This is a genomic window from Paraburkholderia antibiotica, assembly GCF_012927125.1.
Lineage (GTDB): Bacteria > Pseudomonadota > Gammaproteobacteria > Burkholderiales > Burkholderiaceae > Paraburkholderia > Paraburkholderia antibiotica.
The window spans coordinates 1-25,238 of the sequence record NZ_JABBFZ010000018.1; the positions used below are offsets into that span (position 1 = coordinate 1).

A 25,238-nucleotide genomic window follows, 5' to 3' on the forward strand; every position below is an offset into this window, starting at 1 on the left:
GAACAGGACCGTGAAACGACTCTACGCCGATGATAGTGCGGATTGCCCGTGTGAAAGTAGGTAATCGTCAGGCTTCTCCTCAGTCAGAAACCCCACCCCGAAAAGGTGGGGTTTTTGCGTTTACGGCCGCCATAAAGCGGACGCTGAGCTGGCAACGACAACCCGACACCGTTGTGCCACAGCTCAAAAAGAGTGGCCGGCATGTGGCCGGCCATTTCGGGAATCGCCTGCTTGCACACTGTGCTATATGCACAAGCAAACAGGCCGAGGCAGAACATCCAACATCATCAACGACTACTACGCGGCAGTATTTCCGCCGTCACCGGTATCAGCCGACATCGGTCCTACAGAGTTCGTCTGCCCAACTTCCGCCAGCAATGCTTCATCGCGAGCAATGACTTTTGGCAGATGCGCGCGCAGGAATTCGACCCATGTCCGTGTCTTCGCATCGATGAACTTACGCGACGGATACAGCGCATAAACGTTCATTTTCTGCGCTGTATATTCCGGCAGCACGCGCACCAGCGTGCCATCGCGTAATCCGGAAATAGCTGAATAAAGCGGCACCATGCCGATTCCCATGCCTTCCCGAATCGCGACGATTAACGACTCCGCGATGTTCACGTGCACGGGACCATCCACTTCCATGATCTCGCTGCCGTTCGGGCCGTCGAGCGTCCATTCGTGCGGCGGAAATGCCGGCGTGTGCAGGATCAGACATTCGTGATGAGCGAGCTCGTCCGGCTTTTGCGGTGCACCATGCGCGCGGATATAAGCCGGCGATGCGCACAGGATGCTAAATGTCGCTCCCAGCGGAAACGACACGAGGTCGGAGTTCGGCAACGTTGACGCGCCGATCACCGCGACGTCGGCACTCCCTTCGAACAGATCCGGTATGCGTTGCGACAACGTCAGCTCGACGGTGACTTCGGGATAAAGCGTTCGATAACGCGAAATAGCCGGCAGGATGTAGTGCTGGCCGATACTCGCAAAGCTATGCATGCGCAAAGCGCCGGTCGGTCGCTCGTGCGCGCAACTGGCTTCTTCTTCGGCGATATCGACATCCGCGAGTATCTGCTGCGATCGCTTCAGATAACGTTCGCCCGCCGTGGTGAGCGCAAGCCGTCGTGTCGAGCGATTGAGCAGGCGAGTGCGCAGATGCGCCTCAAGTTCCGAGACCGCGCGCGACATCGCGCCGGTCGTTGAATTGAGCGACTGCGCGGCGGCGGTAAAGCTTCCCGCTTCGACCACCCGCACGAACACTCGCATATTTTGTAGCGTGTCCATCAAACCTTCTATTTCATGACCCAGGTCATATTCTCCGCCTGTCCCATAAACACATTGTTGTCCTTTCTGGAACAGATGTTCTGCACGCATCATCTTAATGCGCGTATCGCGGACTCCTACAATCGGCGCCTCGCCTATCGGTATCAGCGGTTTCAGCCGGTGGCTCTTTCAGCGACCAAGCGGGGCGCATTGTTTTCAGATGAAACGCGATCATGCGATCAAGCCGTCGACGGGATTCTTCCGCCCGCGCGGCCTTATGCGGCAACGATTCAACCGGCCTGTGTTCCATCAGGCCATGCGCGATTGGGCAAATAGCGACGGCCTGATCTGGCTGCATCTGCTGAAAACGGTGACCGCCGGCCTGCTGACGCTCGGCGTTGCGATGCTGCTCGATCTGCCGCAGCCGCGCATTGCCATGACCACCGTCTTCGTCCTGATGCAGCCGTTCAGCGGGATGGTTCTCGCGAAGAGCTTCTACCGGATTCTCGGCACGGCGGTGGGTACCGTGGCAGCCCTCCTGCTCGGCGGGCTGTTCGTGCAGCAGTCCGAACTGTACATGCTCGGCATGATCCTGTGGGTGAGCGCCTGTATCGCTGCTGCGGTCCGGTATCGGCATTTCAGGTGGTATGGCTTCGTGCTCGCGGGTTATACCGCTGCGTTGATCGGCATTCCAAACGTAATGGCGCCGCAGGGGCTGTTTCTCGCGGCGCTGACGCGCGCGGCGGAGGTCGCGGTCGGTATCGTGTGTTCGAGCGCGGTCAGCGCATTGATCCTGCCACAGCGCTCGAGCCTCGTACTGCGACGTACCCTGCGGAGTCGGTACGCGAATTTTAATGCGTTCGCTGCCGATGTGCTCGCACGCGGGCTCGAACGTAACCAGTTCGAGCGACGTTTCGCCAGCCTCATCGATGAAATCTCCGGCTTCGAGGCGACACGTACCTTCGTCGCGTTCGAAGATCCGACCTTGCGTTCGCGCGCCCAGCACCTTGCCCGCCTGAACAGCGGCTTCATGGATGCATGCGCGCGCCTGCACGCGCTGCATCAGCTGCTCAAGCGTCTGCGGTCGAGCGGTTCCGCATCGATACTCGCAGCAGTGGGGCCGTACTTCGACGAACTGGCCACGCTGTTGACCGCGCAAGCGCCGGAACGGCTTGATGCCTCCCGCATAGCCGCGGACCTGCGCCTCTTTCAGGCCAATCTGCCGCGCCGCATCCGCGAGACGAAACGGCCACTGGAGACCACCTCCGCCGACTCGCTCGCGGACTTCGATACGGCCGCGGAGTTGCTGTACCGCTTCGTCGCCGAGTGGATCAACTATTCCGACACCTACGTCTCCTTATCGTGGCGCAAGTCGGAAAGCTGGCCGCATGACGGCCGACGCGTCCCGTCTAAAAGCCGTCACCAGAGCCCAACCAACAACTTCTTCGTGCTGTTCGCGTTCGTGCGTTCGGCGATCGTCATCGGGATTGCCGGTTCGTTCTGGATCGCGACCAACTGGCCGAGCGGCGGCCTCGCGGTGATCGGCGCCACGCTGGTCTGCGCACTGACGTCGACCTCGCCCAATCCGACGAAGATGGCCACGCAGATGGGCCTCGGCGCGGTCGCGGCGACGCTGACCGGCTATCTGTTCATGTGCTACGTGTATCCGAACATCGACGGCTTTCCGCTGCTTTGCGCGGTACTCGCGCCGGTGCTCGCGCTCGGTGCGTTCATCGCGACCCGCCGGGGCGCGGCGGGCTATGGCATCGGCTTTTCGGTGTTCTTCTGCCTGCTGGCCGCACCGGACAACGTCGTCAACTACGCTCCCGATCTGCTGATCAATAACGGCATCGCGCTGACCGTCGCGATGCTGCTCGCAGCCGTTGTTTTTTCGGTGGTTTTTCCGGTCGATATGCCCTGGCTCACCGGCCGCATCATGGGCGATATGCGCGCCCAGGCGGTCGCCGCATGCAAGGACGCGTTGCCGGGTCTCAACCAGCGTTTCCAGTCGAACACGCACGACCTGATTTCCCAGTTGCGCATGCTGTTGACGCACCGCTCGCGACGCCGGCGCGACGCATTACGCTGGATGCTCGCGACGATCGAGGTCGGTCACGCAGTCATCGATCTGCGCAACGAAGCGGCGCGCGCGCAATACGTCGACACGCTTCAGCCGCGCTGGCGCGGCGTGATCGACCATACCTGCGACGATCTCGCCCGACTCTTCGAACGCCCCGAGCCACGCTCGCTCGAACGCGCGCAGAGCTCGGTACGCTCGGCCACGTGGCTCGCGCAGGACATCCTGCAAACGGTGCATGCGGATCGCGATAAACGTCACGATCTGCAACGTATTCTGAGCTGTCTGCACTTCATCCGTACCGCGTTGCTCGACAAGGACGCGCCGTTCAGGCCGCGCTAGCGATCCGCCGCGATCTTTCCTCCAGATGGAAAGATCCCTTCCGGACGGCCCCGTTTATCCATGTAGATGGCGGTCATATAGTTTCATCACTGCCTCGTAGTGATCGTCGCAGTCATCGTAAGTCTGGAGAACGAGATGAAAGTGTTGAAGATGGTTTTGATTGCCTGTTCCTTGTCCGCTACCGCCGCTGCCTATGCGCAAACGGCACCGGCCGCACCGGAACAACAGATTGCACAGGCCGCCAGCCCGCGCGCGAATAACGTCACGAAGCAACGCCACGTATGGGCGCCGAAGGCAAAAGCCGACGAGTGCGTCGGTCCGATGAGCTACTGCAACATCTACTTCGGTAGCTAAATCGCCGGCGAGGCTGCATCGTGCGTCATGCCCGCTTGCCTGCCTGCTGTGCAACTGATGTGCAACACCTGTCGCGAACCTTGTTACGCGACGAAACACCTGCTTGCGACGCCGTCCGATCGAGACGCCGCAGCGGGTGCGGCATCCGTCTTTCGAGCCAGGCACACCGCAGACGTGCGCACTCGTAGACGGAGTTGGTGACCATGGAGAGACTGAGTTTCATGTACGAAGACCGGATTCGTTGCGCCGCGCTGCGCGAAAAAATCACCACGGCCGCTGAGGCCGCGCTTCTGATTCAGGACGGCATGTGTGTCGGCGCCAGCGGCTTTACGCGCGCGGGCGACGCGAAGGCCGTGCCGGTCGCGCTCGCCGAGCGCGCGCGCCAGCAGGGCGAGCCGCTGCGCATCACGCTGATGACCGGCGCGTCGCTCGGTCACGATGTCGACCGTATGCTGACCGAAGCGCATGTGCTCGCTCGCCGTCTGCCGTTTCAGGTGGACAAGACGCTGCGCGACGCGATCAATCGCGGCGAGGTGATGTTTGTCGACCAGCATCTGTCCGAGACCGTCGAAATGCTGCGCGCGAACCAGCTCGGCAAGCTCGACGTCGCGATCATCGAGGCCGCTGCGATCACGGAGAGCGGCGGCATTGTGCCGACCACGTCGGTCGGCAATTCGGCGAGCTTCGCGATTCTCGCGGAGAAGGTCATCGTCGAGATCAATCTTGCGCAGCCGCTTGAGCTCGAAGGTCTGCACGACATCTGGATTCCCGGTCGCCGGCCGCATCGCGAGCCGCTGCCGATCGTGCGTCCGCGAGACCGTGTCGGCACGCCGACGATCGAGATTCCGCCTGAAAAAATCGCGGCGATCGTCATTACCAACATGGCCGACAGCTCGTCCACCGTGTTGCCGGCGGATCAGGAAACCGCGGCGATCGCCGGTCATCTGATCGAATTCTTCCAGCACGAAGTCGCGCACGGCCGCATGCCGAAGCAGTTGCCGCCGCTGCAGGCAGGCATCGGCACGATCGCCAACGCGGTGCTGGCAGGCTTCGTCGATTCACCGTTCGACGTGTTCGAAATCTATTCGGAAGTGCTGCAGGATTCGACCTTCGATCTGATGGATGCCGGCAAGGTCACGTTCGCTTCCGGCGCATCGATCACGCTGTCGGCCACGCGGCAGGCGCAGGTATTCGGCGAACTCGAACGGTATCGCGACCGCCTCGTGCTGCGGCCGCAGGAAGTCAGCAATCATCCGGAAGTGATTCGTCGCCTCGGTCTGATTGCGCTGAACACCGCGCTCGAATTCGACATCTATGGCAACGTGAATTCGACGCACGTGGGCGGCACGCACATGATGAACGGCATCGGCGGTTCGGGCGACTTCGCGCGCAACGCGTCGTGCGCGATCTTCGCGACCAAGTCGATTGCGAAGGACGGCCGCATTTCGAGTATCGTGCCGATGGTCCCGCATTGCGACCACAACGAACACGATGTCGACGTGGTGGTCACCGAGCAGGGCCTCGCCGATCTGCGCGGCCTCGCACCGCGCGAACGCGCTCAACTGATTATCGATCACTGCGTGCATCCGCTGTATCGCGATCTGCTGCGCGATTACTATCACGATGCGTTGCGCAGAGGCGGCCAGACGCCGCATTGTCTCGAACAGGCGTTCGCGTGGCATAGCCGGTTGCGCGAGACCGGTTCGATGCTGCCGGCCTGATTCGGCAGTACTGCCTGGTGGGCGAGCGCGCCCACCAGGTGCCCACTACGGCGCGCCCACCAAAGCGCGCCCACCAAAAGAAAAAAGCGCCAGCGGCATGCAGCCGGCTGGCGCTTCAGAACATCAGTACATCGGATGCGTGCTTAGGAACCTCGTCGCACGAGCCGGATGATAAACAGCAGAATGACCGCGCCGATCAATGCGGTGATGATCGAGCCGATCCAGCCGCCGCCGAGCGAAATGTGCAGCACGCCGGACAGCCAGCCGCCGATAAACGCGCCGACAATACCGACGATGATGTCGACGATCAGGCCGAAGCCGCCGCCTTTGACCAGCACACCCGCGAGCCAGCCCGCAACCGCGCCGATGATAAGCCATGCAATGATGCCGTGTTCCATATTCGAGACTCCATGGTTGAGTTTAAAAAAATCACGGTGATAGAGCTTAGTCGAAGGTCATGGGACAGTCCATTTTCAGGACGCGGAATTAACATTGTCTAAATTTGCTGCAAGCTAAGTGTAGACGATGCACACGAATAAAGTCGATTGGTGCCTCCTGCTTCACTCGGGCGTCGGCTCCGCTTCCCGCGCGCTCCAGCTGACGCTGGACACGCTTTTCTCCATGCTGAGGCGGCTCGCCATCTGTTCGAGCTTCGATTGATCCTTCGGATGCAGTTTCAGCGTCGCGGTGACGCGCATACGTCCGGGTTCGTTTTCGACGTCCTCGCTCGTCAGACTCTGAAACGACAGCGGTACCGAGTACATCGAGTTCGAGATCGCCGTGCGAATGTGGATCTCGTCGGCTTCGCGGCAGACGATCGTCAGCATGTACTCGCGCACGAGATCGGCATTGGAGACCGGCGTCGCATTGATCATGCGACTCACTTCGCGCAGCACCGTATTGGTCAATAGCACGATCGCCGTGCCCGCGAGCGCGGGTCCATAGTGTCCCGCGCCGCTCAGGACGCCGACCGCCGCCGAGCACCAGAGCGTCGCCGCGGTGTTGATCCCCTGGATCGAGCCTTTGTCGCGCATGATCACGCCGCCGCCGAGAAAGCCGACGCCCGACACCACGTAGGCGGCGATCTGCGTGATGCCGCTCACGCCGTTGCCGGTCAGTACACCGAGCGTGACGAACAGGCAGGCGCCGCTCGCGACGAGCGTAATCGTGCGCAGGCCGGCATTGCGTTGCCGCATCTGCCGCTCGAGGCCGATCGCGACGCCGCAGCCGAAAGCGGTCATAAGCCGCAGGAAAAATTCGAGTGTCATCGTTTAGAAAGGTTGGGGCGCGTGCTGTCGCAGTGTGAAGCCTACGCGTGACACCGTCGCGTCGTCCATCGTGTCGTGTGACGGCGAGGGACGGACGTGCGTCGTCAGGCACGACGCGGCATGCGGGCAACCGCGCGCTCGATGCGTGCGGAACCGGCATGGCGTCGAGCCACGCTGCGCTTTACTGGCAGTACGAAAACGTCAATGAAATGAGAACGACGTGCGCCATCGAGCCTGAAGGCAGGATGGCGACAGAAGAGGCTGACGCGGAAATCCTGCCGCTCAGGCAAGCGGGCAAATCGATACTCGGCGGCTACAACTGCTACTGTCCAAGATCGTGATTCCGGTTAAAAGAATTGGGCGCATTTTAGGCGGCTGCGTAAAGGCGAGTCAAGCCGCGATTCGATGAGCGTGCGTAACACGTATGCCGTGATGTAGCGATTGCTTTGCAGATTTCTTTGTCCTGCTTGCAAGATTAAAACGGACTCCGAATAGTATGGCGGTCGATTCGGCGCTCACTGCGGCGAGACTTTCATGATGGCTTGAATGGGCTTCCGCATGCGCGCGTCGTTTGCATATGGAAGTAAGGTTCAATGAATGTCTAAACGAATAGCCGACAATGACAATTCATTGACCTTGTCATGCCTGCTTCCGCTTTACTCCCTTTATTCCCTTTACTCAGGTTCACCCGGCACCAGTCGCAATCGCGTGATTTCCGATGGCGCGCCCAGACGCTTCGGCGGTCCCCAATAGCCGGTGCCTCGACTGGTGTAAACCCACAGTCCATTCAGACGCGCGAGACCCGCGGTAAAAGGCTGCTGAAGCCGCACGAAAAAATTCCACGGAAAGAACTGACCGCCGTGCGTATGTCCGGAAAGCTGCAGCGTGAATCCGGCCGCGGCGGCGGCTTCCGCCGAGCGCGGCTGATGCGCGAGCAGCACCTTGATCAGTACGTCGCCCGGTGCGCCCGCGAGTGCCGCAACCGGATCGCTGCGATGCGCCGGGTCGTGATGCCCGGCGGAATAATCGGTGACGCCGGCAATCACCGCGCGCGCGCCGTCATGATCGACGACGACGTGCTGGTTCAGCAGCACCCGCAATCCGAGTCGACGGAATTCGGCGATCCACGAGTTCGCGCCGGAGTAGTACTCGTGATTGCCGGTGACGAGGAACGCGCCATGCCGCGCGGCGAGTCGGGACAACGGCTGCGTGTGCCGGCTCAGTTGCGGCACGCTGCCGTCGACGACATCGCCCGTCACCGCGATCAGATCCGGCTTCAGACGATTCACCGCGTCGACAATCGCGTCGACGTAGCGGCCCTTGATCGTCGGGCCGACGTGGATGTCGCTGATCTGCACGATCGTGAAGCCGTCGAGCGCGGCGGGCAGATCGTCGATCGGTACTTCGATCGTCACGACGCGTGCGCGACGCCGCGCGTTGAAGAGGCCGATCAACGTCGACAGCAATGCGGCCAACGGTACCGCGATCGCCGAGCCAGTGCGCCAATGGGCCAGCGCGAGCGTGCGTGGCCAGATCGCATCGATCGTCAGCAGCGAAGCGAGCACGAGGTCGCGCACGAACGTCAGCACCAGCAACGACGAAAAGAAGCCCATCGCTAGCAGACCGACCCACGCGAGCCGGTCGCCGAGCGGCTGACGCTTGAAGCTGCGCGCCATCATGCCCAGAGGAATCAGGAAGATCGACAGCACGAGCCACAGCACGCAGAGCGCACGGCCGATGGCGTCGATCGGCATGTCGGGAATCAGGCGCAAGCCGACGTAGATATGCAGCAGGATGCCGATCGAAATGATGCGGACAAGGAACGATGAACGGCGCATAGAGTGGCTGGAAAAACGGGAAGGATGCGACGCGCCGACGTCAGCGAGGGCGCGCCGCCTGGTGAGCGGCAACGCATTGCGTGCACGACGCTTCACGAATGCGGCGAATCATTCTACCGAGATGTTCCGGCCCTTGCCGGAGCCGCAAAATTCGCGCCCCCGCACTGCACAATGCGTCGGATCCGGCGAGTGGAAGGAAGCCGCGACGCGTGCCAAGGCCAGCGGCACGCGCATCCGCGAACTCGGGCGTGATGACTGCCTGACGACGATACGGCAACGCCGAGCGGCTCGTATTTCACTGCCTATGCAAGTTAATTAAATGGGCTTTGAATTGTTTCGGAGCGTGGACTATGCTTGAACGAACCAGCTCGTTTTCGGGCCACTGCAGCATCCATGAGGGGCTGCGGCCGAGCGTGCCGCGTCAAGCCGCGCGGTTCGCACGACGGGTTATATCGCCGGCAAAGTACTCGGGCGAGGCAGAGGGGGAGGCACCTATGAAGCTGCTCAAATCGGGTCACCCGTGGCGCCATGCACATGATGTGCATGACGCGCCTCACCCTCATCATGCGCACCATGTCGGCCACGAGGGGAGCCACGTGATGCTGCCGCTCGTCGGCATCTCGCTGATGGCGATCGCGCTTTACGTCGGCGTGCGCAACATCGACTTCTCCGAGCTCGGCAGGAGCGCGCTATTCGACGTGGTGATGGTGTGCGTCGCGTTGGGTATCGCGGGATTATTCGGCGCGGTCGGCGCATGGCTGCGCTCGAATGGCGACGAGGCCGACGAAGGCTTCTGCTTCATCGGCGCATTGATCGGCACCGTGGTGTTTTATATCGCGCTGCTGACCTGACGTGGACGGGGCGAGTCGGGCGCGGTGCGTTTCAAGCCCTCGCGCCACGTTTCGAACCTGCGAATCGCACGCTGAAATCAGGCGCGCAATTATCAGACGCCACGCTCAATCACACGCCTGATCGCCTCTTCACCGCCGAACCGTCAAACGATTCGCGCCGCTTCGTCGAACGAAAAACGCGGGCTGCGCGGGAACAGCTTCGACGCGTCGCCATAGCCCAGATTGATCAGGAAATTCGACTTCACGGTCGTGCCCGCGAAAAACGCCGCGTCGACCTTGGCCGCGTCGAAGCCCGACATCGGTCCGGTATCGAGGCCGAGCGCGCGAGCGGCGAGAATCAGATAGCCGCCTTGCAGCGTCGAATTGCGAAACGCGGTGTCCGCGATCGCACGCTCGTTGTCGGCGAACCAGCTGCGCGCGTCCGCATGCGGAAACAGCTTCGGCAGATGCTCGTAAAACGCCATGTCCATCCCGACGATCACCGTGACCGGGGCGGCCATCGTTTTCTCGAGATTGCCCGCCGATAGCGCCGGGCGCAGCTTTTCCTTGCCCTCCGGCGTCTTCACGAACACGAAGCGGCCCGGGCTCGAATTGGCCGAGGTCGGGCCGAGCAGCACGAGTTCGGTCAGCTGTTTGAGGAGGGCGTCGTCGACCGGTTTGTTCTGCCAGCCGTTGTGGGTGCGCGCGTCGCGAAAGAGCTGGGCGAGCGCCTGATCGGAAAGAGTCATGAGGGTGGTCCGTGGCGGTAAGCTGAGAAAGAAACGCGCGGCGCGTATCGAATGACCGACATCGAATGACAAAGCAAGAGGCCCGCTTCGGCGGCCGCGCCGTTGCCGCCATAATAGCCGGGGTACTTACTCGTTCGCTCGTCGCCCGTATTCACGCCTCGCCATGACCGATCTTTTCAACGACCTGCCGATACCCGACGTCGACTGGTATCCCGACTGGCTCGCGCCGGCTGCGGCCGCGCAAATCCTTACGCGTCTGATCGACGAAGTGCAATGGCGTCAGGACATGATGGGCACGCCGGGCGGCCGTGTTGCACTGCCGCGTCTGACCGCCTGGCAGGGTGAAGCCGACGTGGTCTATATCTATTCGGGCATCCGCAACGTGCCGCAACCGTGGACGCCGGCCGTCGCCGAACTCAAGGCCGCCGCCGAAGCGACGAGCGGCGCGCGTTTTAACAGCGTGCTGCTGAATCGCTACCGCAGCGGCGCCGACAGCATGGGCTGGCATGCGGACCGCGAACCCGAACTCGGCAGGCAGCCGGTGATCGCGTCGGTGAGCCTCGGCGTCGCGCGCACGTTCGACTTGCGGCATAACCGCAGCGGCGTCGTGCAGTCGTTTTCGCTGAAGGGCGGCAGCCTGCTCGTGATGAAAGGCGATACCCAGGCCGAGTGGCGCCATCGGGTGCCGAAGGAGCCGCGCGTGAGCGGCGAGCGCATCAATCTGACCTTTCGCTGGGTTACACCGCGATAAGTCCGCGCTGATTCACGGCGAAATAAGGCCGGCCCATCCATCCGCAGGCGCCTGAAAAAAGCCACCCGAAGCCGCCGAAGCCCTCCGCAGCAATCCAAAACCCTCACTACGCCGACCCCGCGCGCTATATCAAAATTGGTATCGCCGTCGCGAATCATATGATTGGACGGTTAACGCGTCGCACAGTACGCTACATCACGATCCACGCACCGTGAGGGCCGCGAAGGCTGGCAGGTGGGTCGCTACACAACAACGATCAGGAGACAGTCATGGCGAATACACGACGTGCCGCGTGCCGCGCTCTGGGCGCGCTCGCGCTTTCCGCGAGTCTTGGCGTGCTGACGCTGGCCACGCCCGTCGCGCATGCCGAGGACAAGCAGATTACGCTAGGTTTTGCGCAGGTCGGCGCGGAGAGCGCATGGCGCACCGCGAATACCGAATCGGTGAAGTCGGCGGCGGCGGACGCCAAGATCAAGCTCAAATTCTCCGACGCCCAGCAGAAACAGGAAAACCAGATCAAGGCGATCCGCTCGTACATCGCGCAGAAGGTCGACGTGATTGCGTTCTCGCCGGTGGTCGAATCGGGCTGGGAGCCGGTGCTGCTCGAAGCAAAGGCCGCGAAGATTCCGGTGATCCTGACCGACCGCAACATCGACGTGAAGGACACCTCGCTCTACGTGACGATGATCGGCTCGGACTTCCTCGAGGAGGGCCGGCGCGGCGGCAAGTGGCTCGAAGATCACTACAAGAGCGACAAAGGCCCGGTCAATATCGCCGAACTGCAGGGCACGGTCGGCTCGGCGCCGGCAAACGATCGCCATTCCGGTCTGATCGAAGTGATCAAGAACGATCCGAAGTTCAAGATCATCGCGTCGCAAAGCGGCGACTTCACGCTCGCCGGCGGCAAGCAGGTGATGGAAGCGTTCATCAAGACCTACGGCAACAAGATCAACGTCGTGTACGCGCATAACGACGACATGGCGCTTGGCGCGATCCAGGCGATGGAAGAAGCCGGTATGCATCCGGGCAAGGACATCACCGTCGTGTCGTTCGACGCGACCAAGGGCGGCTTCCAGGCGATGGCCGCGGGCAAGATGAACGTCGATGTCGAATGCAGCCCGCTGCTCGGCCCGCAACTGATGTCGGCCGTGAAGGACGTGGTGGCCGGCAAGCCGCTGCCCAAGCGCATCCTGACGGAAGAGACCGTCTTCCCGATGAGCGTGGCCGCGCAGACGCTGCCGACGCGTAAATACTGACGCTATCGATGCAACCCGGGAACGCCGTCGCCATGACGTGCGTTCCCCACGCCGCGCGCCGGGGCCCAACACCGCCGACGCGCAGGAGGCGTACAGCACGGATAGATCGAACCGGTTTCTCCAGCGGTGCCTGACCGCCCGGGCTGCTTCGGCAGCGGGCGGTCTCTTTTCACCCGCACGCCGCTGGCGCAGCCTGCCGAACCACGCATAGCCGATCGAGCGAGGTCCATGACCCATTCCGCTTCCGAACCGAATCAGCCGGGCCAGCCGGCGCGCGGCACGCCGGCGTCGTCCGGCGTCGAGCGCGAGCCGATTCTGGAGACTTCCGGCGTCAGCAAGACATTTCCGGGCGTGAAGGCGCTGCAACGCGTCGACTTTCGCCTCTTTCCCGGCGAGGTGCATACGCTGATGGGCCAGAACGGCGCCGGCAAATCGACGCTCATCAACGTGCTCACCGGCGTGCTCGCACCCGACGCCGGCACGATCCGGCTCGGCGGCGAGATCGTCGCGTTCGCGTCGCCGCAGGAAGCCGAGGCGGCCGGCGTGCGCACGCTGTATCAGGAAGTGAACCTGTGTCCGAATCTGTCCGTGGCGGAGAACATCTTCGCGGGCCGGCAGCCGCGCCGCTTCGGCGCGATCGACTGGTCCGACATCAAGCGGCGTGCGCAGGAAGCGCTCGCGCGCCTCGACGTATCGCTCGACGTCACGCGCTCGCTCGACGCCTATCCGATCGCGGTGCAGCAGATGGTCGCGATCGCGCGCGCCCTGTCCGTCGACGCCCGCGTGCTGATTCTCGACGAACCGACTTCGAGCCTCGACGACAGCGAAGTCGCGCAGCTTTTCAAAATCCTTCGGCATCTTAAGCAATCGGGCATTGCGATCCTGTTCGTCACGCACTTCATCGAGCAGACCTACGCGATCTCCGACCGCATCACGGTGATGCGTAACGGCGAGCGCGAAGGCGAATACCTCGCGCGCGATCTGCCGGCCGATCAACTGGTTGCGAAGATGGTCGGCCACGAACGCATGAGCGCGCGTCTGCGCGAAGCGGCGCACGAAGGCCAGGCCGCCGACGATCTGCGGGAGTTCGCGCACGAGCCGGCCGAGGAGCACGCGAGCGCAGCGGCCGCGCAGCCGTTTGTCGAACTGCGCGGCGTCGGCCGGCGCGGCACTTTGCAGCCGATCGATCTCGACGTGCGGGCCGGCCAGATTCTCGGTCTCGCCGGGCTGCTCGGTTCCGGCCGCACCGAAACCGCGCGCCTGCTGTTCGGCGCGGACCGCGCGGACAGCGGCACGATTCTCGTCAACGGCCGGCCGGTGAAGCTGCGCTCGCCGCGCGACGCGGTGCGCCACGGCATCGGCTATTGCGCGGAAGACCGCAAGAAGGAGGGCATCGTCGCCGAACTGTCGATCCGCGAAAACATCGTGCTCGCGCTGCAGGCGCGGCGCGGCTGGTGGCGCAAGATCAGCCGGCAACGCGCGCGCGAACTGGCCGACGTGTGGATCGAGCGGCTCGGCATCAAGGCGTCCGACGCCGAGCAGCCGATCGCGCTGCTATCAGGCGGCAACCAGCAGAAGGCGTTGCTCGCGCGCTGGCTCGCCACCGATCCGAAGCTGCTGATCCTCGACGAACCGACGCGCGGCATCGACGTCGCCGCGAAGTTCGACATCATGGACCGGCTGCTCGCGCTGTGCGCGAACGGGCTGTCGATCCTGTTCATTTCGTCGGAGATCGGTGAGGTGCTGCGCGTGAGCCATCGCGTCGCGGTGCTGCGCGATCGCCGCAAGATCGCCGAGGTCGCCGGCAAGGCATCGAACGAGGACAACATCTACCGACTCATCGCAGGGAGCGGCGAATGAAGCTATCGAACTGGTTCGCGCGCGACGGCGCCGAGCGTCCGCTGCTCTGGCCATGCGTGACGCTCGTGCTGCTGTGCGGGCTCAATCTGCTGGTCAATCCGCATTTCCTCGCGCTGCGCATGCTCGACGGCCATCTGTTCGGCGCGCCGATCGACATCCTCAACCGCGCGGCGCCGCTCGTGCTCGTCGCGATCGGCATGACGCTCGTGATCGCGACGCGCGGTATCGACATTTCGGTCGGCGCGGTGGTCGCGATTGCCGGCGCCGCGGCCGCGACGATTCTCGCGACGCAGGCCGAGCCGAGCGGCGTGCTGGTTGCGCAGGCACTGGTGGCGGCACTCGTCGTCGGTTTGCTGAGCGGCATGTGGAACGGGCTGCTGGTGTCGTTCGTCGGCATGCAGCCGATCATCGCGACGCTGATCCTGATGGTCGCCGGCCGTGGCATCGCGCAACTGCTGACTGCCGGGCAGATCATTCCGATCGGCGCGCCCGCGTATCTGTTCGTCGGCGGCGGCTACTGGCTCGGCGTGCCGTGCTCGGTGTGGATCGCGACGGTGGCCGTGCTGGCGACCGCCGCGTTGGTGGAGGGCACCGCGCTCGGCCTGTTCATTCGCGCGATCGGCGTGAATCCGGTCGCGACGCGCCTCGTCGGCTTGCGCTCGAAGGCGATCGTGTTCGCGGTGTATGCGTTCTCCGGCCTGACCGCTTCGCTGGCCGGCATCCTGATCAGCTCGAACGTGCGCAGTGCCGACGGCAATAACGCGGGCCTGCTGCTCGAACTCGATGCGATTCTCGCGGTGACGCTCGGCGGCACCTCGCTGCTCGGCGGGCGCTTCAGTTTCGCGGGCACCGTGCTCGGCGCGCTGATCATCCAGACGCTCACGTACACCACGTATTCGATCGGCGTGCCGCCGGAAGCGACGCTCGTCGTGAAGGCGGCCGTCGTGCTTGCGGTCAGCGTGATCCAGTCGCCGGCGGCGCGCGCACTCGCGATGTCGGCGGTGTCGCGCGGCGCGTCGCTCGGCAAACATCGCGGGGTGGCACGATGACGCGCGTTCTCGAAGCCCTTTCTCGCGTGGTCGATCCGCGCACGCTGCCGATCGCGGTGACGATCCTGCTGTTCTGCGCGCTGTTCGGCTTCGGCTCGGTGATGTACACCGGCTTCTTCTCGTGGCAGGTGCTGCTCGATCTGCTGGTCGACAACGCGTTCCTGCTGATCGTCGCGATCGGCATGACCTTCGTGATCGTGTCGGGCGGCATCGATCTGTCGGTGGGCTCGGTGGTCGCGCTGACGACGATCGTCGAGGCGGTGCTGTCCGAGCATATGCATCTGTCGGTATGGCTGATCATTCCGATCGTGCTGCTGATGGGCACCGTGTTCGGCGCGGTGCAGGGCGCGCTGATTCACTTCTTCCGCCTGCAGGCATTCATCGTGACGCTGGCGGGGATGTTCTTCGCGCGCGGCCTGTGCTTTCTGATTACCACGCAGTCGATCACGATCACCGATCCGACGTTCAAGCAGATCTCCGCGTTCCGCTTGAATCTCGGCGTCGGCTCGGTCTCGGCGAACGTGCTGATCGCGTTGGCGACGCTCGCGGCCGCGATCTATGTCGCGCATTTCACGCGCTTTGGCCGCAACGTCTATGCGGTCGGCGGCAATCCGCGCTCGGCGCTGCTGATGGGACTGCCGGTCGCGCGCACGCGAGTCGGCGTGTATGCGCTGAGCGGCTTCTGCTCGGCGCTCGGCGGCGCGGTGTTCACGTTCTATGTGTTGTCGGGCTACGGCCTGCAAGGTCAGGGGATGGAGCTCGATGCGATCGCGGCGACCGTGATCGGCGGCACGTTGCTGACGGGCGGTGTCGGTTATGTGCTCGGTTCGCTGTTCGGCGTCGGCATTCTCGGCACGATCCAGACGCTGATCACGTTCGACGGCACGCTCAGTTCGTGGTGGACCCGTATCGTGATCGGCGCGTTGCTGTGCGCGTTCTGTCTGCTGCAGCGGTTGATCGAACGGCATGCGAAGTCGGTTGGTCGGACGGGTGGGACAGGCGCGGTGGCGACGGCGGGGCATGCGCATGCGCACGAGAAAACACCGGCGCCGGCTGCGGATTCGCAGGTGTTGGGGCGCGCGCCGGGTTAGGGGCGTTGTCTTCGCGGCTTCTTTCGATGCTTCGGGGGCGCAGGCCGCCCCTGAGCGCAACGATCGCGATGGCGCTAAGCAGCAGGCCCGCCAGCACGTCGGCGAGATAGTGGCCGCCCTGGGTCGGCGTCGACAGGATCATCGTCAGGTTGAGCGGAACGGCGATCGGCAATAGCCACGGTGTGCGGCGGAGCACGTAGATGTAGAGAATCGCGACGGTCGTATGAAACGACGGCATCGACACCATCCCTTGCGGCGGCACCATGTCGAATACGCGGAACGTGCCGTTACGCAGCGGATAAAAGTCCGAGACCGTGGACGACGTGTCCGGGTCCGTGATGCCGAAATGAAGAAACGCGCTCGCGGCGGGAAGCGGCGTCGAAATCAGCAGAAGCAGCAGGCCGGACAGCATGAAGAGCAGCACGAACTCCGATACCTGCTCGTATCGTCGCGCGAGTCCGAGGATGATTGGAATCGCGAGTCCTTGCGCGAGCATGCTCGCGTACGCGATCTGCAAGACGTGTTGAATCGCGGGGCGCGCGTGAATCCAGCGATAAACGCTTGGCCAGTGAAAGCCGAAGAGGCGGTCGAATGCCAGCAGATGCTCGTCGATGAGCGGTGCGTTGACGGTCGCGCACAGGTACTGAAGCAGATCGAAGGCCGCGACGAAGGAGAGCAGCAGCGTGAGCCACGCGAGCGTGCGTCCGAGGTCGCGACAGCGCAGCGCGCGGGTCAACGGCGCGTAACGGGACAGGCCCGCGAGCGCGATCAGGCCGATGGCCATCCCCAGCGAGACGGCGGCGCCTCGCGCCAGATTGGCGACGCCTTCTTCCGGCACGCGATAGTCGTGAGTGGAAACCCAGCGCCAGTCGAGCGCGATGATGGCGGCCACGATGACCCAGCCGATCAGGTATCGATTCAGGTAAGACGCATTGCCCGGTTTTTCCCCGATTTTCTGCTCGTGACGACGCATGGTGCTGGTCCGTTTTTTATCGACGTGGCGAGCATGAGCGGGGTCGGGCAATCAACGGGTTCGCGGGTGTTGAGTGCTCGACGCGCAGGCGCTCGGTCGCCGCCTCGTGATGGATAAGCACGGGTGATGCCAATCGTCCGTCGGCTTTGTCGCGGTTGGGTTCGCGGGTGTGCGGGCGATGCCGGGAACGCGCGGTGGTCCGGATTGTTGCAGGGGTGAGACGTGTGCGCTTCGAGTTCGGCTTCTTGTCGTCGCTGTGCTGCGTCGGATCGGCGAATGTCATTTTCGCCTCTTCCGTGTGGAGGCCTGACGAAGTGTTTATTGGCGGAATCCAGCTCGAGGACTCGGCGTAACTTCCGACGCGTGCCGCCTGCGATCAGCGATCGCGTCCCAACCGCCGGCGAATCGTCGGCACCAGCCGCTCGAACGGCAAGCTGCCGGATGCGATCGCGGTGGCGTCGGCGCAGTTCTCCCGCGCGATATCGGTCAGTACCTGCCCCGGCGGCGCTTCGACCAGCACGCTCGCGCCCATCTCCTGCATCGCGGTGAGCGCGTCGAACCAGCGCACGGTGTAGCGCATGTTGGTCGCGAGATCGTCGCGGATCGCGTCGGCGGTGTAGAGCGGACGTCCGCCGCGATTGCCGATGTAGCCGCTATGCGGTCGCTGAAAAGTCAGCTCGTTTGAATAGGCGAGCAAGGCGTCGCTGGCTTGTGCGAGCAGTTCGCAGTGCGAAGGCACGCTGACCGCGAGCCGCGTCGCCTTGCGCGCGCCGGCCGCCAACGCGCGGTCGATGAACGCATCGAGCGCGTCGTTTGCGCCGGCCATCACGATCTGGCGCGGCGCATTGACGTTACCGACATACACGCGTTGCCGCGTGTCGGCGGCGTGCTGTGCGGCATGTTCTGCGGCAAGCGCTTCCGCCTGATGTTCGGTCAAGCCGGAAATTGCCGCGAGACCATAGCCCGACGGATACGCGGTTTCCATCAATTCCGCGCGTCGCCGCACCATCTTCAACGCGTCGCCGAAACCGAGCGCGCCGCAACTGACGGCCGCCGGATACGCGCCGACCGACAGGCCCGCGCTGAACTCCGCCACCAGGCCTTCCTCGGCCAGCGCGCGGGCCATCGCCACGCCGGCGATCGTCAGCCCCAGTTGCACCGCGACGGTCGAATTCAACGCGTCGGATGAGTCGAGCGTCGACACGTCGACGCCGAGCGTGTCGGCGGCTTCGGCCAGCGTGTCGCTCACCGCGCGATGTCGCGGCAGACGATGCAGGAAGCCGTCGCTCTGCGCGCCCTGACCGGGAAACAGTAGCGCGAGCATCACCCGGCTCCGTCATGCCCGTCGGCGACGGCCCACGGATCGGCGATCAGGCGCGGGCCGCCTGCATCGCGCGCGAGCACACGTGTTTTGCCCGCCGCCCATTCGACTAGCGCGACGCCGCCCGCGGGCGTTTCGAGTTGCGCGTCGATCCGCATGCCGAGACGCGCGGCGAGCGTTTGCAGCTGTTCGAGCAATGCGCGTGCGGGGTCCAACGCAAGCGGGGCTGGCGCGCGGATCAGCAGATCGAGATCGCTTGCTTCGTTGACGGTCGGCGCGCGGGTGGCGAGTTCGAAACCGGTGCTACCGGTAGGACCCCAAACGAAGTCCGCGAGCGGACCGCACGAATCGCGCTGCAACGAAGCGAGCGCAACGAAGGAGGGCAGCGCAATGCGTTCGTCCGCAGGCTGCATCTGGACCAACGCTTCCGGCGACACCACTTCGACGATCTCGCCGGCATGCGCCCACGTGCCGTAACGCTGCGCGCGTTCGGCACCGCGCAGGCCAATCGCGACGAAACCGTCGGCGGTCAGTGCGCGTCGCACCACCGCATACGGGGCACGCTCGAACGCGTCGCGCACCCATGCGGGTTCACCGTCGAACGAACGCAGGCATCGTAGACGCAGCAGATCATGTGGCTGCCAGCGGGTATTGCTTGCTGGGGCCGTTGCCGCTGCGTTGGCAACCGACCCCTCCCGCGAAGCGCCACACGCAATCTCGAACGGCGCGGCCGCACACACCCGCATCACACCGCATCCCACTGTTCAGCCAACCGCCGCCGCACCTCGATCGAGGCCGCCCGGTTCTGCCGTGCCGCATCCGATGTGAGCCGATGCGCCAACGTGCGATCTCCCGCGCGGGCGCTGCGAATCTGCTCGATCAGCACCGTACGCACGCGCTCGATCTGCGCGGCATCCGGCGCATCCGCATCGATGCCTTCGATCAGCTGATCGAGCAGCCCCAGCTTCGCAAACGACGTCATCGAATACGACATCGGCACGATCGTTTCGCCGAGCGCGTCGAGTGCTTCGACCGTGCGACGCGTGACGCGCGCGGCCGCTTCCTTGCCCATCGCATGGACCATCGTGCCGGGTGCGTCGAGCGCGACGATGCGGTTCGCCTGATAGCCGTGCGCGAGAAACGCCCCCGACATCGCCGGTCCGACGATCAGCGCGATCACCGGATGGCCCGCGTCGCGCGCGCTCGCATACGCATCGACGGCCGCCGCGCACGCGAGGTGAATGCCGAGCATTTCCTCGCGATAGCCATACGCCTGGCTCTTCACGTCGACGATCGCGACGATCGGGCGGCGCGCGCCATTCGCCGTGCGGGTATCGGCGTCGGCATCCGCCTCGATCGCTTCGCGCACCGCGCGCGCGAGTCGCCAGCCCTGTTCGAGCCCAACCACGTTGCTGGTCGCGCGCGGAAAACGGTTGTCCGGATCGGGCACCACCGTGATGAAGCGCGCGGTCTCGCCGCCGAGCGTCGCATCGCCGCTCCAGACCGGCGCCGCGTTCGATGCTGTGCCCGATGCCGCGCCCGCGAGTGCGTTGAACCAAAGCACGCCGCGCGTGAGTGTCGTGTCGTTCATGCCTGCTCCCTGTTCGCGGTGCCGTGGCTGTCCGGCTGATAAAGCGCGCGCATGCTTTGCGGCGTCACGCTCGCGGGATCGACCTGCGCGAGCCGCTGCAAGAACGTCTCGACCTGCTCGCTGCGATGCGCGGCCGGCACGCCCTGCGCGAACGCGGCCTGCACGGCGGCGCGCACCGCGTCGCTGTCATCGTCGACGAGCCGGTCGGCGAGCGCGCTCGCAACCCGCTGCTCGCCGCCGATCAACTGCCACACACGGCGGCGATCGCTCGCGTCGAGTTCGTCGATACCGGCTTCCTGTTCGATTACTTCGGGACCGTTCATGCCGAGCCGCCCCTGTTTCGTCACGACCAGGTATGAGCACAGCGCGGCCGCGAGCGACATGCCGCCGAAGCAGCCGACCATCCCCGCGATCACGCCGACCACTGGCACATGGCGGCGCAGCGCGACGATCGCCGCCTGAATCTCGGCGATCACCGCGAGCCCGAGGTTCGCTTCCTGCAGCCGCACGCCGCCGGTTTCGAACAGCACGACCGGGCGCACGCGCTTGCCGCGCTCGCAGTCGCGCAGCGCCATTTCGAGCGCCGCGGCGATCTTGCTGCCCGACACTTCGCCGATGCTGCCGCCCTGGAACGCGGATTCGATCGCGGCGACCACGGCCGGCTCGCCGTCGATCGTGCCGCGCGCGATCACGCAGCCGTCGTCGGCCTGGCAGACGATGCCCTGCAACGGCAGCCACGGCGACTCGATGCGATCGAACGGTCCGAGCAGTTCGCGAAAGCTGCCCGCGTCGAGCAGCGCACGGGCGCGCTCGCGCGCGGGCAGTTCGATGAAGCTGTCGCGCAGCAGCGGCGCGCGCTGAATGCTGGCTGTCGTGCTCATACGTTGTCTCCTTCCTCGGCGGCTTCGACCGCTTCGGCGAGCCGCAACGCGACCACGCCGGGCGTCGCGCCGAAGTCGTTGATTTCGATGGCGGCGGCGCCGTCGTAGCGGGTGAAGAAGCGGTCGAGCACGCTCTTCCAGATATGGCTGTAGCCGTCGACGCTGGTGCGCACGACCACGTGCGCGGTGAGGGGCGTGCTATCAGCGCCGCCCGCGCCGGCCGGGGCCGGCGAGAGCAGCACTTCGAGATCGCCCGAGCCGACCACGCCGACGTGCGCGCGGGTCGTGACGGCGCGTTGCGCCGGATAGTCGAAGGTCAGATGTTCCATGAGGCTTGGCTCCGGCCGGCGTCGCGAGGCGCCAGCATGTCGAGAAAGAGGGTGGCGGCGAGCAGATCGGCGGCGCCGCCGGGCGACGCGTTCAGCGTCAGCAGTTCGCGTTCGAGCGCGTCGAGCGCGACGCGGCCCGTGGGGGTCGAGCTGCCGCCCGCGTCGAGCACGCGTTGCGCGCCGTGTCGGCCCGCCTGCAAACCGGCGAGGCCTGCGCGATGCAGCAGGCAGGTGTCGTCGAGCGTGGTCATGATGGCCAGCAGGGCGTCGACGCGCGCGGCGTTTTCGTCGATGCCGCGCGCGCGTGCCGCGTGCAGCGCCGGCAGGCCGATTTGCAGCGCGTGTGGGAAGCCGTCCTGTGCTTCGCGCCGCGCGCCGCCGACCTGATAGCGTTGCCGCGCGCGTTCGCCGTGGCTGTCCGACGGCGCGGCGAAGCGGTCGGGGAAGCCCGCGATTTGTGCGGCCAGTGCGCAGACGCGCGCCGCATCGGGATAGATCGGATTGCCAGGTATCGGTGCGTGGGTGGGCGAACCCGTGGCCGAACTCGCGTCAGAATCCGCAGCCAAACTCGCGGACGTTGCTAGCGCGACGCCGGCAACCAGTAAACCGACGATCCAGATCGCGCCGCGATGCGCATTGCTGCCGCCGGTCGCGCGCAGCATCTGCTGTTCGCCGGCGCGGCCGATTTGCGCGAGCTCGGTGCGCAGCAGCGCCGAGGGTTCGCCACGACGGCGCGCGGCGCGCGCCAGCGCCGCGAAGGTCGGCTCCAGCGCGTGCGCGGAGCGCAACATGAGCGCGAGATCGAGGTCGCGATGCGCGCCGCTGCCGCGCCGGTCGACCAGCGCGGGCTTCGGCGTAAGTTCGGCTTCGTCGATCAGCGCGGTGATCGCGTAGCGCGCGAGTCGCGCATCGGAAAAGAGCGGGGCGGACAGCAGCGCATCGGCACGCGGCACGGTGCCGACTTCACCACGCGCATCGAGCGCATCGATTGCGTCGGTCGACGCCGGCGGTTCGAGCAGGGCGGCAGCGAGCGCCATCGTCACCAGCTCCGGAAGCGCGCGGGCGGCGCGTACAGTCCGCCCGACGACGTGACCAGATCGTCGATGCTGCGCGCCGCGAGCAGCGAGCGCTTCGCTTCGCCGCGCCGGATGCCGAGGTCTTCCGGATACGCGACGATGCCGCGCCGGCGCAACTCGGCGGTCTTCTCCGGCTTCGCGCGCAAGCCGATCGGCGTGACGCCGGCCACCGCCGCGAGTGCCGCGCGCCGTTCGTCGATGCCCTCGGCCTTGTGCAGATGCGCGATGCCTTCTTCGGTGACCACGTGGCTGACGTCGTCGCCGTAGATCATCACCGGTGCAATCGGCATGCCGCTTTTCGCGCCGACCGCGACCGCGTCGAGTTCATCGACGAAGGTCGGCTCGCCGCCTTTCTTGTACGTCTCGGCCAGTTGCACGACCAGCTTCTGACCGCGCGCGACCGGCCCGTCGCCTTTCAGCAGTTTCAGCCACGCCTCGCTCGAATGACGCCGGCCGCGCGGATCGTGGCCCATGTTCGGCGCGCCGCCGAAACCGGCCAGCCGCCCGCGCGTGACCGTCGACGAATTCGCGTCCGCGTCGATCTGTAGCGTCGAGCCGATAAACAGATCGACGCCGTATTGCCCCGCGAGCTGACACAGCACGCGGTTCGAGCGCAGGCTGCCGTCGTTGCCGGTGAAAAACACGTCGGGCCGCGCCTCGATATACGCCTCCATGCCGACCTCGCTGCCGAAGCAGTGGATGCTGTCGACCCAACCCGATTCGATCGCGGGGATCATCGTCGGGTGCGGATTGAGCGTCCAGTTGCGGCAGATCTTGCCCTTGAGGCCGAGCGCTTCGCCGTAGGTGGGCAGCAGCAGTTCGATCGCCGCGGTATCGAAGCCGATGCCGTGATTGAGCGACGTGACGCCATACGGCTCGTAAATGCCGCGAATCACCATCATCGCGGTCAGCACCTGCAGGTCGCCGATATGGCGCGGGTCGCGTGTGAACAATGGCTCGACCGCGAACGGCCGGTCCGCCTGCACGACCACGTCGACCCACGAGCCGGGAATGTCGACGCGCGGCAGTTCGTCGACGATCTCGTTGACCTGCACGATCACGATGCCGTGACGGAACGCGGCGGCCTCGGCAATGGTCGGCGTGTCTTCGGTGTTCGGGCCGGTGTACAGATTGCCGTGGCGGTCGGCCTTTTCCGCGCAGAGCAGCGCGACGTGCGGGCTCAGATCGACGAACATCCGCGCGTACAGCTCGACGTATGTGTAAATTGCGCCGATTTCGAGCTGGCCGTCTTCGAGCAGTTGCGCGACGCGCAGGCTCTGCGGACCGGCGAACGAGAAATCGACCTTGTGCGCGATGCCGCGTTCGAACAGCGTCAGATGTTCAGGACGACTGATGCTCGAAATCAGCAGGTGCACGTCGTGCAGCTTGCCGGGGTCGACCTTCGCGAGCGAGCGCGACAGGAAGTCGGCCTGCTTCTGGTTGTCGCCTTCGAGCGCGACGCGCTCGCCGGGGCGAATCAGCGTTTCGAGCGCCTCGACGATGCGGTGCGCGGGCAGCACGCCGTCTTCGAGCCACGGGGCGATCGCGGCGAGACGGCGGTTCTTTTCGTCGCGACGGGTCGTCCACGAACGGGCGGCGGACAACGGCGCAGCGGCTTCGGCGGAATGGTTCATCGGCTCAATCGGCTCCGGTGGTGGCGCGCGGGCGTCGGCCGCGCGACTTCGGTTGATGCGCAAGCGCGGCTTCGTCGCGCGCGCGTTCGGTCAGAAAACGATGTAGCAGCTCGCCGGTGCCGAGCAGATGCGCGACCACGAGCGACTGCGCGGTCGCGATGTCGCGACGCTGCACCGCGTCGAGCAGCGCCGCATGCTCCTGGTCGGATTCGCCCTTGTACGACGGCAGGCCGAACTTCAGCCGCAGATAGCGTTCGCCGCGCCGATGCAGTAGCCCGATCATGTCCTCGAGTTGCGGGCGGCCGGCGGGCGCATACAGGCTCATATGAAACGCGGCGTTGCGCGCGACGTAGCGCGACGGGTCGGCTTCGCGTTCGGCGGCATCGCACAGCAGCGCGGCTTCGCTCAGGGTCGCGGCGGTGTGATTGGGGATCGCAAGAGCCAGCGCGAGGCTTTCGAGTGCCGAGCGGATCTCGTAGATTTCGCGCGCTTCGTCGGCGGACAGTGGGGCGACGGTGGCGCCCTTGTGCACGGCAGCGCGCGCCCAGCCCTCGCTTTCGAGCTGGCGCAGCGCTTCGCGCACGGGAATTGCACTCACGGAGAAATGCCGCGCGATCGCGTCCTGTCGCAACGGCGCGCCAGGCGCGAGCGTGCCGTCGACGATCGCCGCGCGCAGCGCCTCCGCGATCACGTGCGAGGTGCTCTCGCGTGGCGCCGCGGCGGGCAGAAGCGGGGCGCGTGCCGGCGCTTCCAGGGGAAAACCTTCAGTTGCGTCGCTCATGATTTCAAATATTGTATATAAAAAGACGCGTTTTACAGCGCGGGCAAACCCGCAAACCTGGTCGGGAAGCCCTTGCACGAACGTCGCAACCGGCGCCGCGATGCGCTGGAATCTGCTGCATGGAGATTGCTGGAAAGATTGCCTGAGCGCGCTCGCGGTCGTCCTCATCGTCAGTTGTACGAGGGCGTTGCCGATCATTC

Annotated in this window: 23 protein-coding genes and 1 pseudogene; 9 read left to right on the forward strand and 15 right to left on the reverse strand. The window is 64.9% G+C overall.

What is annotated here, in order from left to right:
- Window positions 1-297 precede the first annotated feature (297 nt).
- Window positions 298-1,287, reverse strand: a complete 990-nt coding sequence (locus HHL14_RS24800) for a LysR family transcriptional regulator (RefSeq protein WP_169500336.1) — start codon at window positions 1,285-1,287, stop codon at window positions 298-300.
- Between the two features lie 199 nt (window positions 1,288-1,486).
- Between HHL14_RS24800 and HHL14_RS24805 the strand changes: the two genes are divergently transcribed.
- The 3 genes from HHL14_RS24805 (at window position 1,487) to HHL14_RS24815 (ending at window position 5,760) form a co-directional block, all read left to right on the forward strand.
- Entirely contained in the window at window positions 1,487-3,685 is a 2,199-nt protein-coding gene (locus HHL14_RS24805) for an FUSC family protein (RefSeq protein WP_169500229.1), read from the forward strand.
- 135 nt (window positions 3,686-3,820) lie between these two features.
- Window positions 3,821-4,039: a hypothetical protein gene (locus HHL14_RS24810; RefSeq protein ID WP_169500230.1), complete on the forward strand. Its 219-nt coding sequence runs from the start codon at window positions 3,821-3,823 to the stop codon at window positions 4,037-4,039.
- A 221-nt stretch (window positions 4,040-4,260) separates the two neighbouring features.
- Window positions 4,261-5,760, forward strand: a complete 1,500-nt coding sequence (locus HHL14_RS24815; protein WP_169500337.1) for an acetyl-CoA hydrolase/transferase family protein — start codon at window positions 4,261-4,263, stop codon at window positions 5,758-5,760.
- Window positions 5,761-5,903: 143 nt separating this feature from the next.
- On the opposite strand, the gene HHL14_RS24820 is transcribed toward HHL14_RS24815, so the two are convergent.
- The 3 genes from HHL14_RS24820 to HHL14_RS24835 form a co-directional block, all read right to left on the reverse strand.
- A complete protein-coding gene (locus HHL14_RS24820) occupies window positions 5,904-6,158 on the reverse strand; it encodes a GlsB/YeaQ/YmgE family stress response membrane protein (RefSeq protein ID WP_169500231.1) in 255 nt (84 codons plus the stop codon).
- A 162-nt stretch (window positions 6,159-6,320) separates the two neighbouring features.
- A complete protein-coding gene (locus tag HHL14_RS24825; protein WP_169500232.1) occupies window positions 6,321-7,028 on the reverse strand; it encodes an MgtC/SapB family protein in 708 nt (235 codons plus the stop codon).
- Window positions 7,029-7,702: 674 nt separating this feature from the next.
- Window positions 7,703-8,866 carry a metallophosphoesterase gene (locus tag HHL14_RS24835; protein WP_169500234.1) on the reverse strand — a complete coding sequence of 388 codons (1,164 nt, stop codon included), beginning with the start codon at window positions 8,864-8,866 and terminating at the stop codon, window positions 7,703-7,705.
- A gap of 494 nt (window positions 8,867-9,360) precedes the next feature.
- Here HHL14_RS24835 and HHL14_RS24840 point away from each other — a divergent pair, with 494 nt between their 5' ends.
- The gene (locus tag HHL14_RS24840) at window positions 9,361-9,717 is read left to right on the forward strand and encodes a hypothetical protein (RefSeq protein ID WP_169500235.1); all 357 of its coding nucleotides are present in this window, start codon (window positions 9,361-9,363) and stop codon (window positions 9,715-9,717) included.
- A 143-nt stretch (window positions 9,718-9,860) separates the two neighbouring features.
- Here HHL14_RS24840 and HHL14_RS24845 read toward each other — a convergent pair whose 3' ends face one another.
- Window positions 9,861-10,445, reverse strand: a complete 585-nt coding sequence (locus tag HHL14_RS24845; protein ID WP_169500236.1) for a malonic semialdehyde reductase — start codon at window positions 10,443-10,445, stop codon at window positions 9,861-9,863.
- Between the two features lie 163 nt (window positions 10,446-10,608).
- Here HHL14_RS24845 and HHL14_RS24850 point away from each other — a divergent pair, with 163 nt between their 5' ends.
- The 5 genes from HHL14_RS24850 to yjfF all read left to right on the forward strand — a co-directional run bounded on the left by HHL14_RS24850 (window position 10,609) and on the right by yjfF (window position 16,452).
- The gene (locus HHL14_RS24850) at window positions 10,609-11,196 is read left to right on the forward strand and encodes an alpha-ketoglutarate-dependent dioxygenase AlkB family protein (protein ID WP_169500237.1); all 588 of its coding nucleotides are present in this window, start codon (window positions 10,609-10,611) and stop codon (window positions 11,194-11,196) included.
- 269 nt (window positions 11,197-11,465) lie between these two features.
- The gene (locus HHL14_RS24855; protein WP_169500238.1) at window positions 11,466-12,452 is read left to right on the forward strand and encodes an ABC transporter substrate-binding protein; all 987 of its coding nucleotides are present in this window, start codon (window positions 11,466-11,468) and stop codon (window positions 12,450-12,452) included.
- A 228-nt stretch (window positions 12,453-12,680) separates the two neighbouring features.
- Window positions 12,681-14,312, forward strand: coding sequence for a sugar ABC transporter ATP-binding protein (locus HHL14_RS24860; protein ID WP_169500239.1), 1,632 nt, complete (start codon window positions 12,681-12,683; stop codon window positions 14,310-14,312).
- A complete protein-coding gene (locus HHL14_RS24865) occupies window positions 14,309-15,361 on the forward strand; it encodes an ABC transporter permease (protein WP_169500240.1) in 1,053 nt (350 codons plus the stop codon). Before HHL14_RS24860 ends, HHL14_RS24865 begins: the two co-directional genes overlap by 4 nt.
- Complete coding sequence (gene yjfF / locus HHL14_RS24870; RefSeq protein WP_169500241.1) at window positions 15,358-16,452, forward strand: galactofuranose ABC transporter, permease protein YjfF; 1,095 nt, start codon at window positions 15,358-15,360, stop codon at window positions 16,450-16,452. The genes HHL14_RS24865 and yjfF overlap by 4 nt, the downstream gene beginning before the upstream one ends.
- Before the next feature lie 70 nt (window positions 16,453-16,522).
- Here yjfF and HHL14_RS33305 read toward each other — a convergent pair.
- The 10 genes and pseudogenes from HHL14_RS33305 to HHL14_RS24910 form a co-directional block, all read right to left on the reverse strand.
- Window positions 16,523-17,425 (reverse strand): annotated as a pseudogene (locus HHL14_RS33305) (phosphatase PAP2 family protein); the annotation flags it as partial.
- 16 nt (window positions 17,426-17,441) lie between these two features.
- A complete protein-coding gene (locus HHL14_RS32895) occupies window positions 17,442-17,708 on the reverse strand; it encodes a hypothetical protein (protein WP_206002498.1) in 267 nt (88 codons plus the stop codon).
- Between the two features lie 93 nt (window positions 17,709-17,801).
- On the reverse strand, window positions 17,802-18,749 hold the full coding sequence (gene mdcH / locus HHL14_RS24875; protein WP_169500242.1) for a malonate decarboxylase subunit epsilon: 948 nt from the start codon (window positions 18,747-18,749) through the stop codon (window positions 17,802-17,804).
- Window positions 18,749-19,492 carry a malonate decarboxylase holo-ACP synthase gene (locus HHL14_RS24880; RefSeq protein ID WP_169500243.1) on the reverse strand — a complete coding sequence of 248 codons (744 nt, stop codon included), beginning with the start codon at window positions 19,490-19,492 and terminating at the stop codon, window positions 18,749-18,751. The genes mdcH and HHL14_RS24880 overlap by 1 nt, the downstream gene beginning before the upstream one ends.
- Window positions 19,492-20,337, reverse strand: a complete 846-nt coding sequence (gene mdcE / locus HHL14_RS24885) for a biotin-independent malonate decarboxylase subunit gamma (protein ID WP_169500244.1) — start codon at window positions 20,335-20,337, stop codon at window positions 19,492-19,494. Before mdcE ends, HHL14_RS24880 begins: the two co-directional genes overlap by 1 nt.
- Window positions 20,334-21,218 (reverse strand): biotin-independent malonate decarboxylase subunit beta, encoded by an 885-nt coding sequence (locus tag HHL14_RS24890; RefSeq protein WP_169500245.1) that lies wholly within the window; start codon window positions 21,216-21,218, stop codon window positions 20,334-20,336. Before HHL14_RS24890 ends, mdcE begins: the two co-directional genes overlap by 4 nt.
- Window positions 21,215-21,547, reverse strand: coding sequence for a malonate decarboxylase subunit delta (locus tag HHL14_RS24895; protein WP_169500246.1), 333 nt, complete (start codon window positions 21,545-21,547; stop codon window positions 21,215-21,217). Before HHL14_RS24895 ends, HHL14_RS24890 begins: the two co-directional genes overlap by 4 nt.
- Window positions 21,535-22,584 carry a triphosphoribosyl-dephospho-CoA synthase gene (locus HHL14_RS24900; protein ID WP_169500247.1) on the reverse strand — a complete coding sequence of 350 codons (1,050 nt, stop codon included), beginning with the start codon at window positions 22,582-22,584 and terminating at the stop codon, window positions 21,535-21,537. Before HHL14_RS24900 ends, HHL14_RS24895 begins: the two co-directional genes overlap by 13 nt.
- Window positions 22,585-22,586: 2 nt before the next feature.
- Window positions 22,587-24,257: a malonate decarboxylase subunit alpha gene (gene mdcA, locus HHL14_RS24905; RefSeq protein WP_169500248.1), complete on the reverse strand. Its 1,671-nt coding sequence runs from the start codon at window positions 24,255-24,257 to the stop codon at window positions 22,587-22,589.
- A 4-nt stretch (window positions 24,258-24,261) separates the two neighbouring features.
- Complete coding sequence (locus HHL14_RS24910; protein WP_169500249.1) at window positions 24,262-25,038, reverse strand: GntR family transcriptional regulator; 777 nt, start codon at window positions 25,036-25,038, stop codon at window positions 24,262-24,264.
- Window positions 25,039-25,238: the final 200 nt, after the last annotated feature.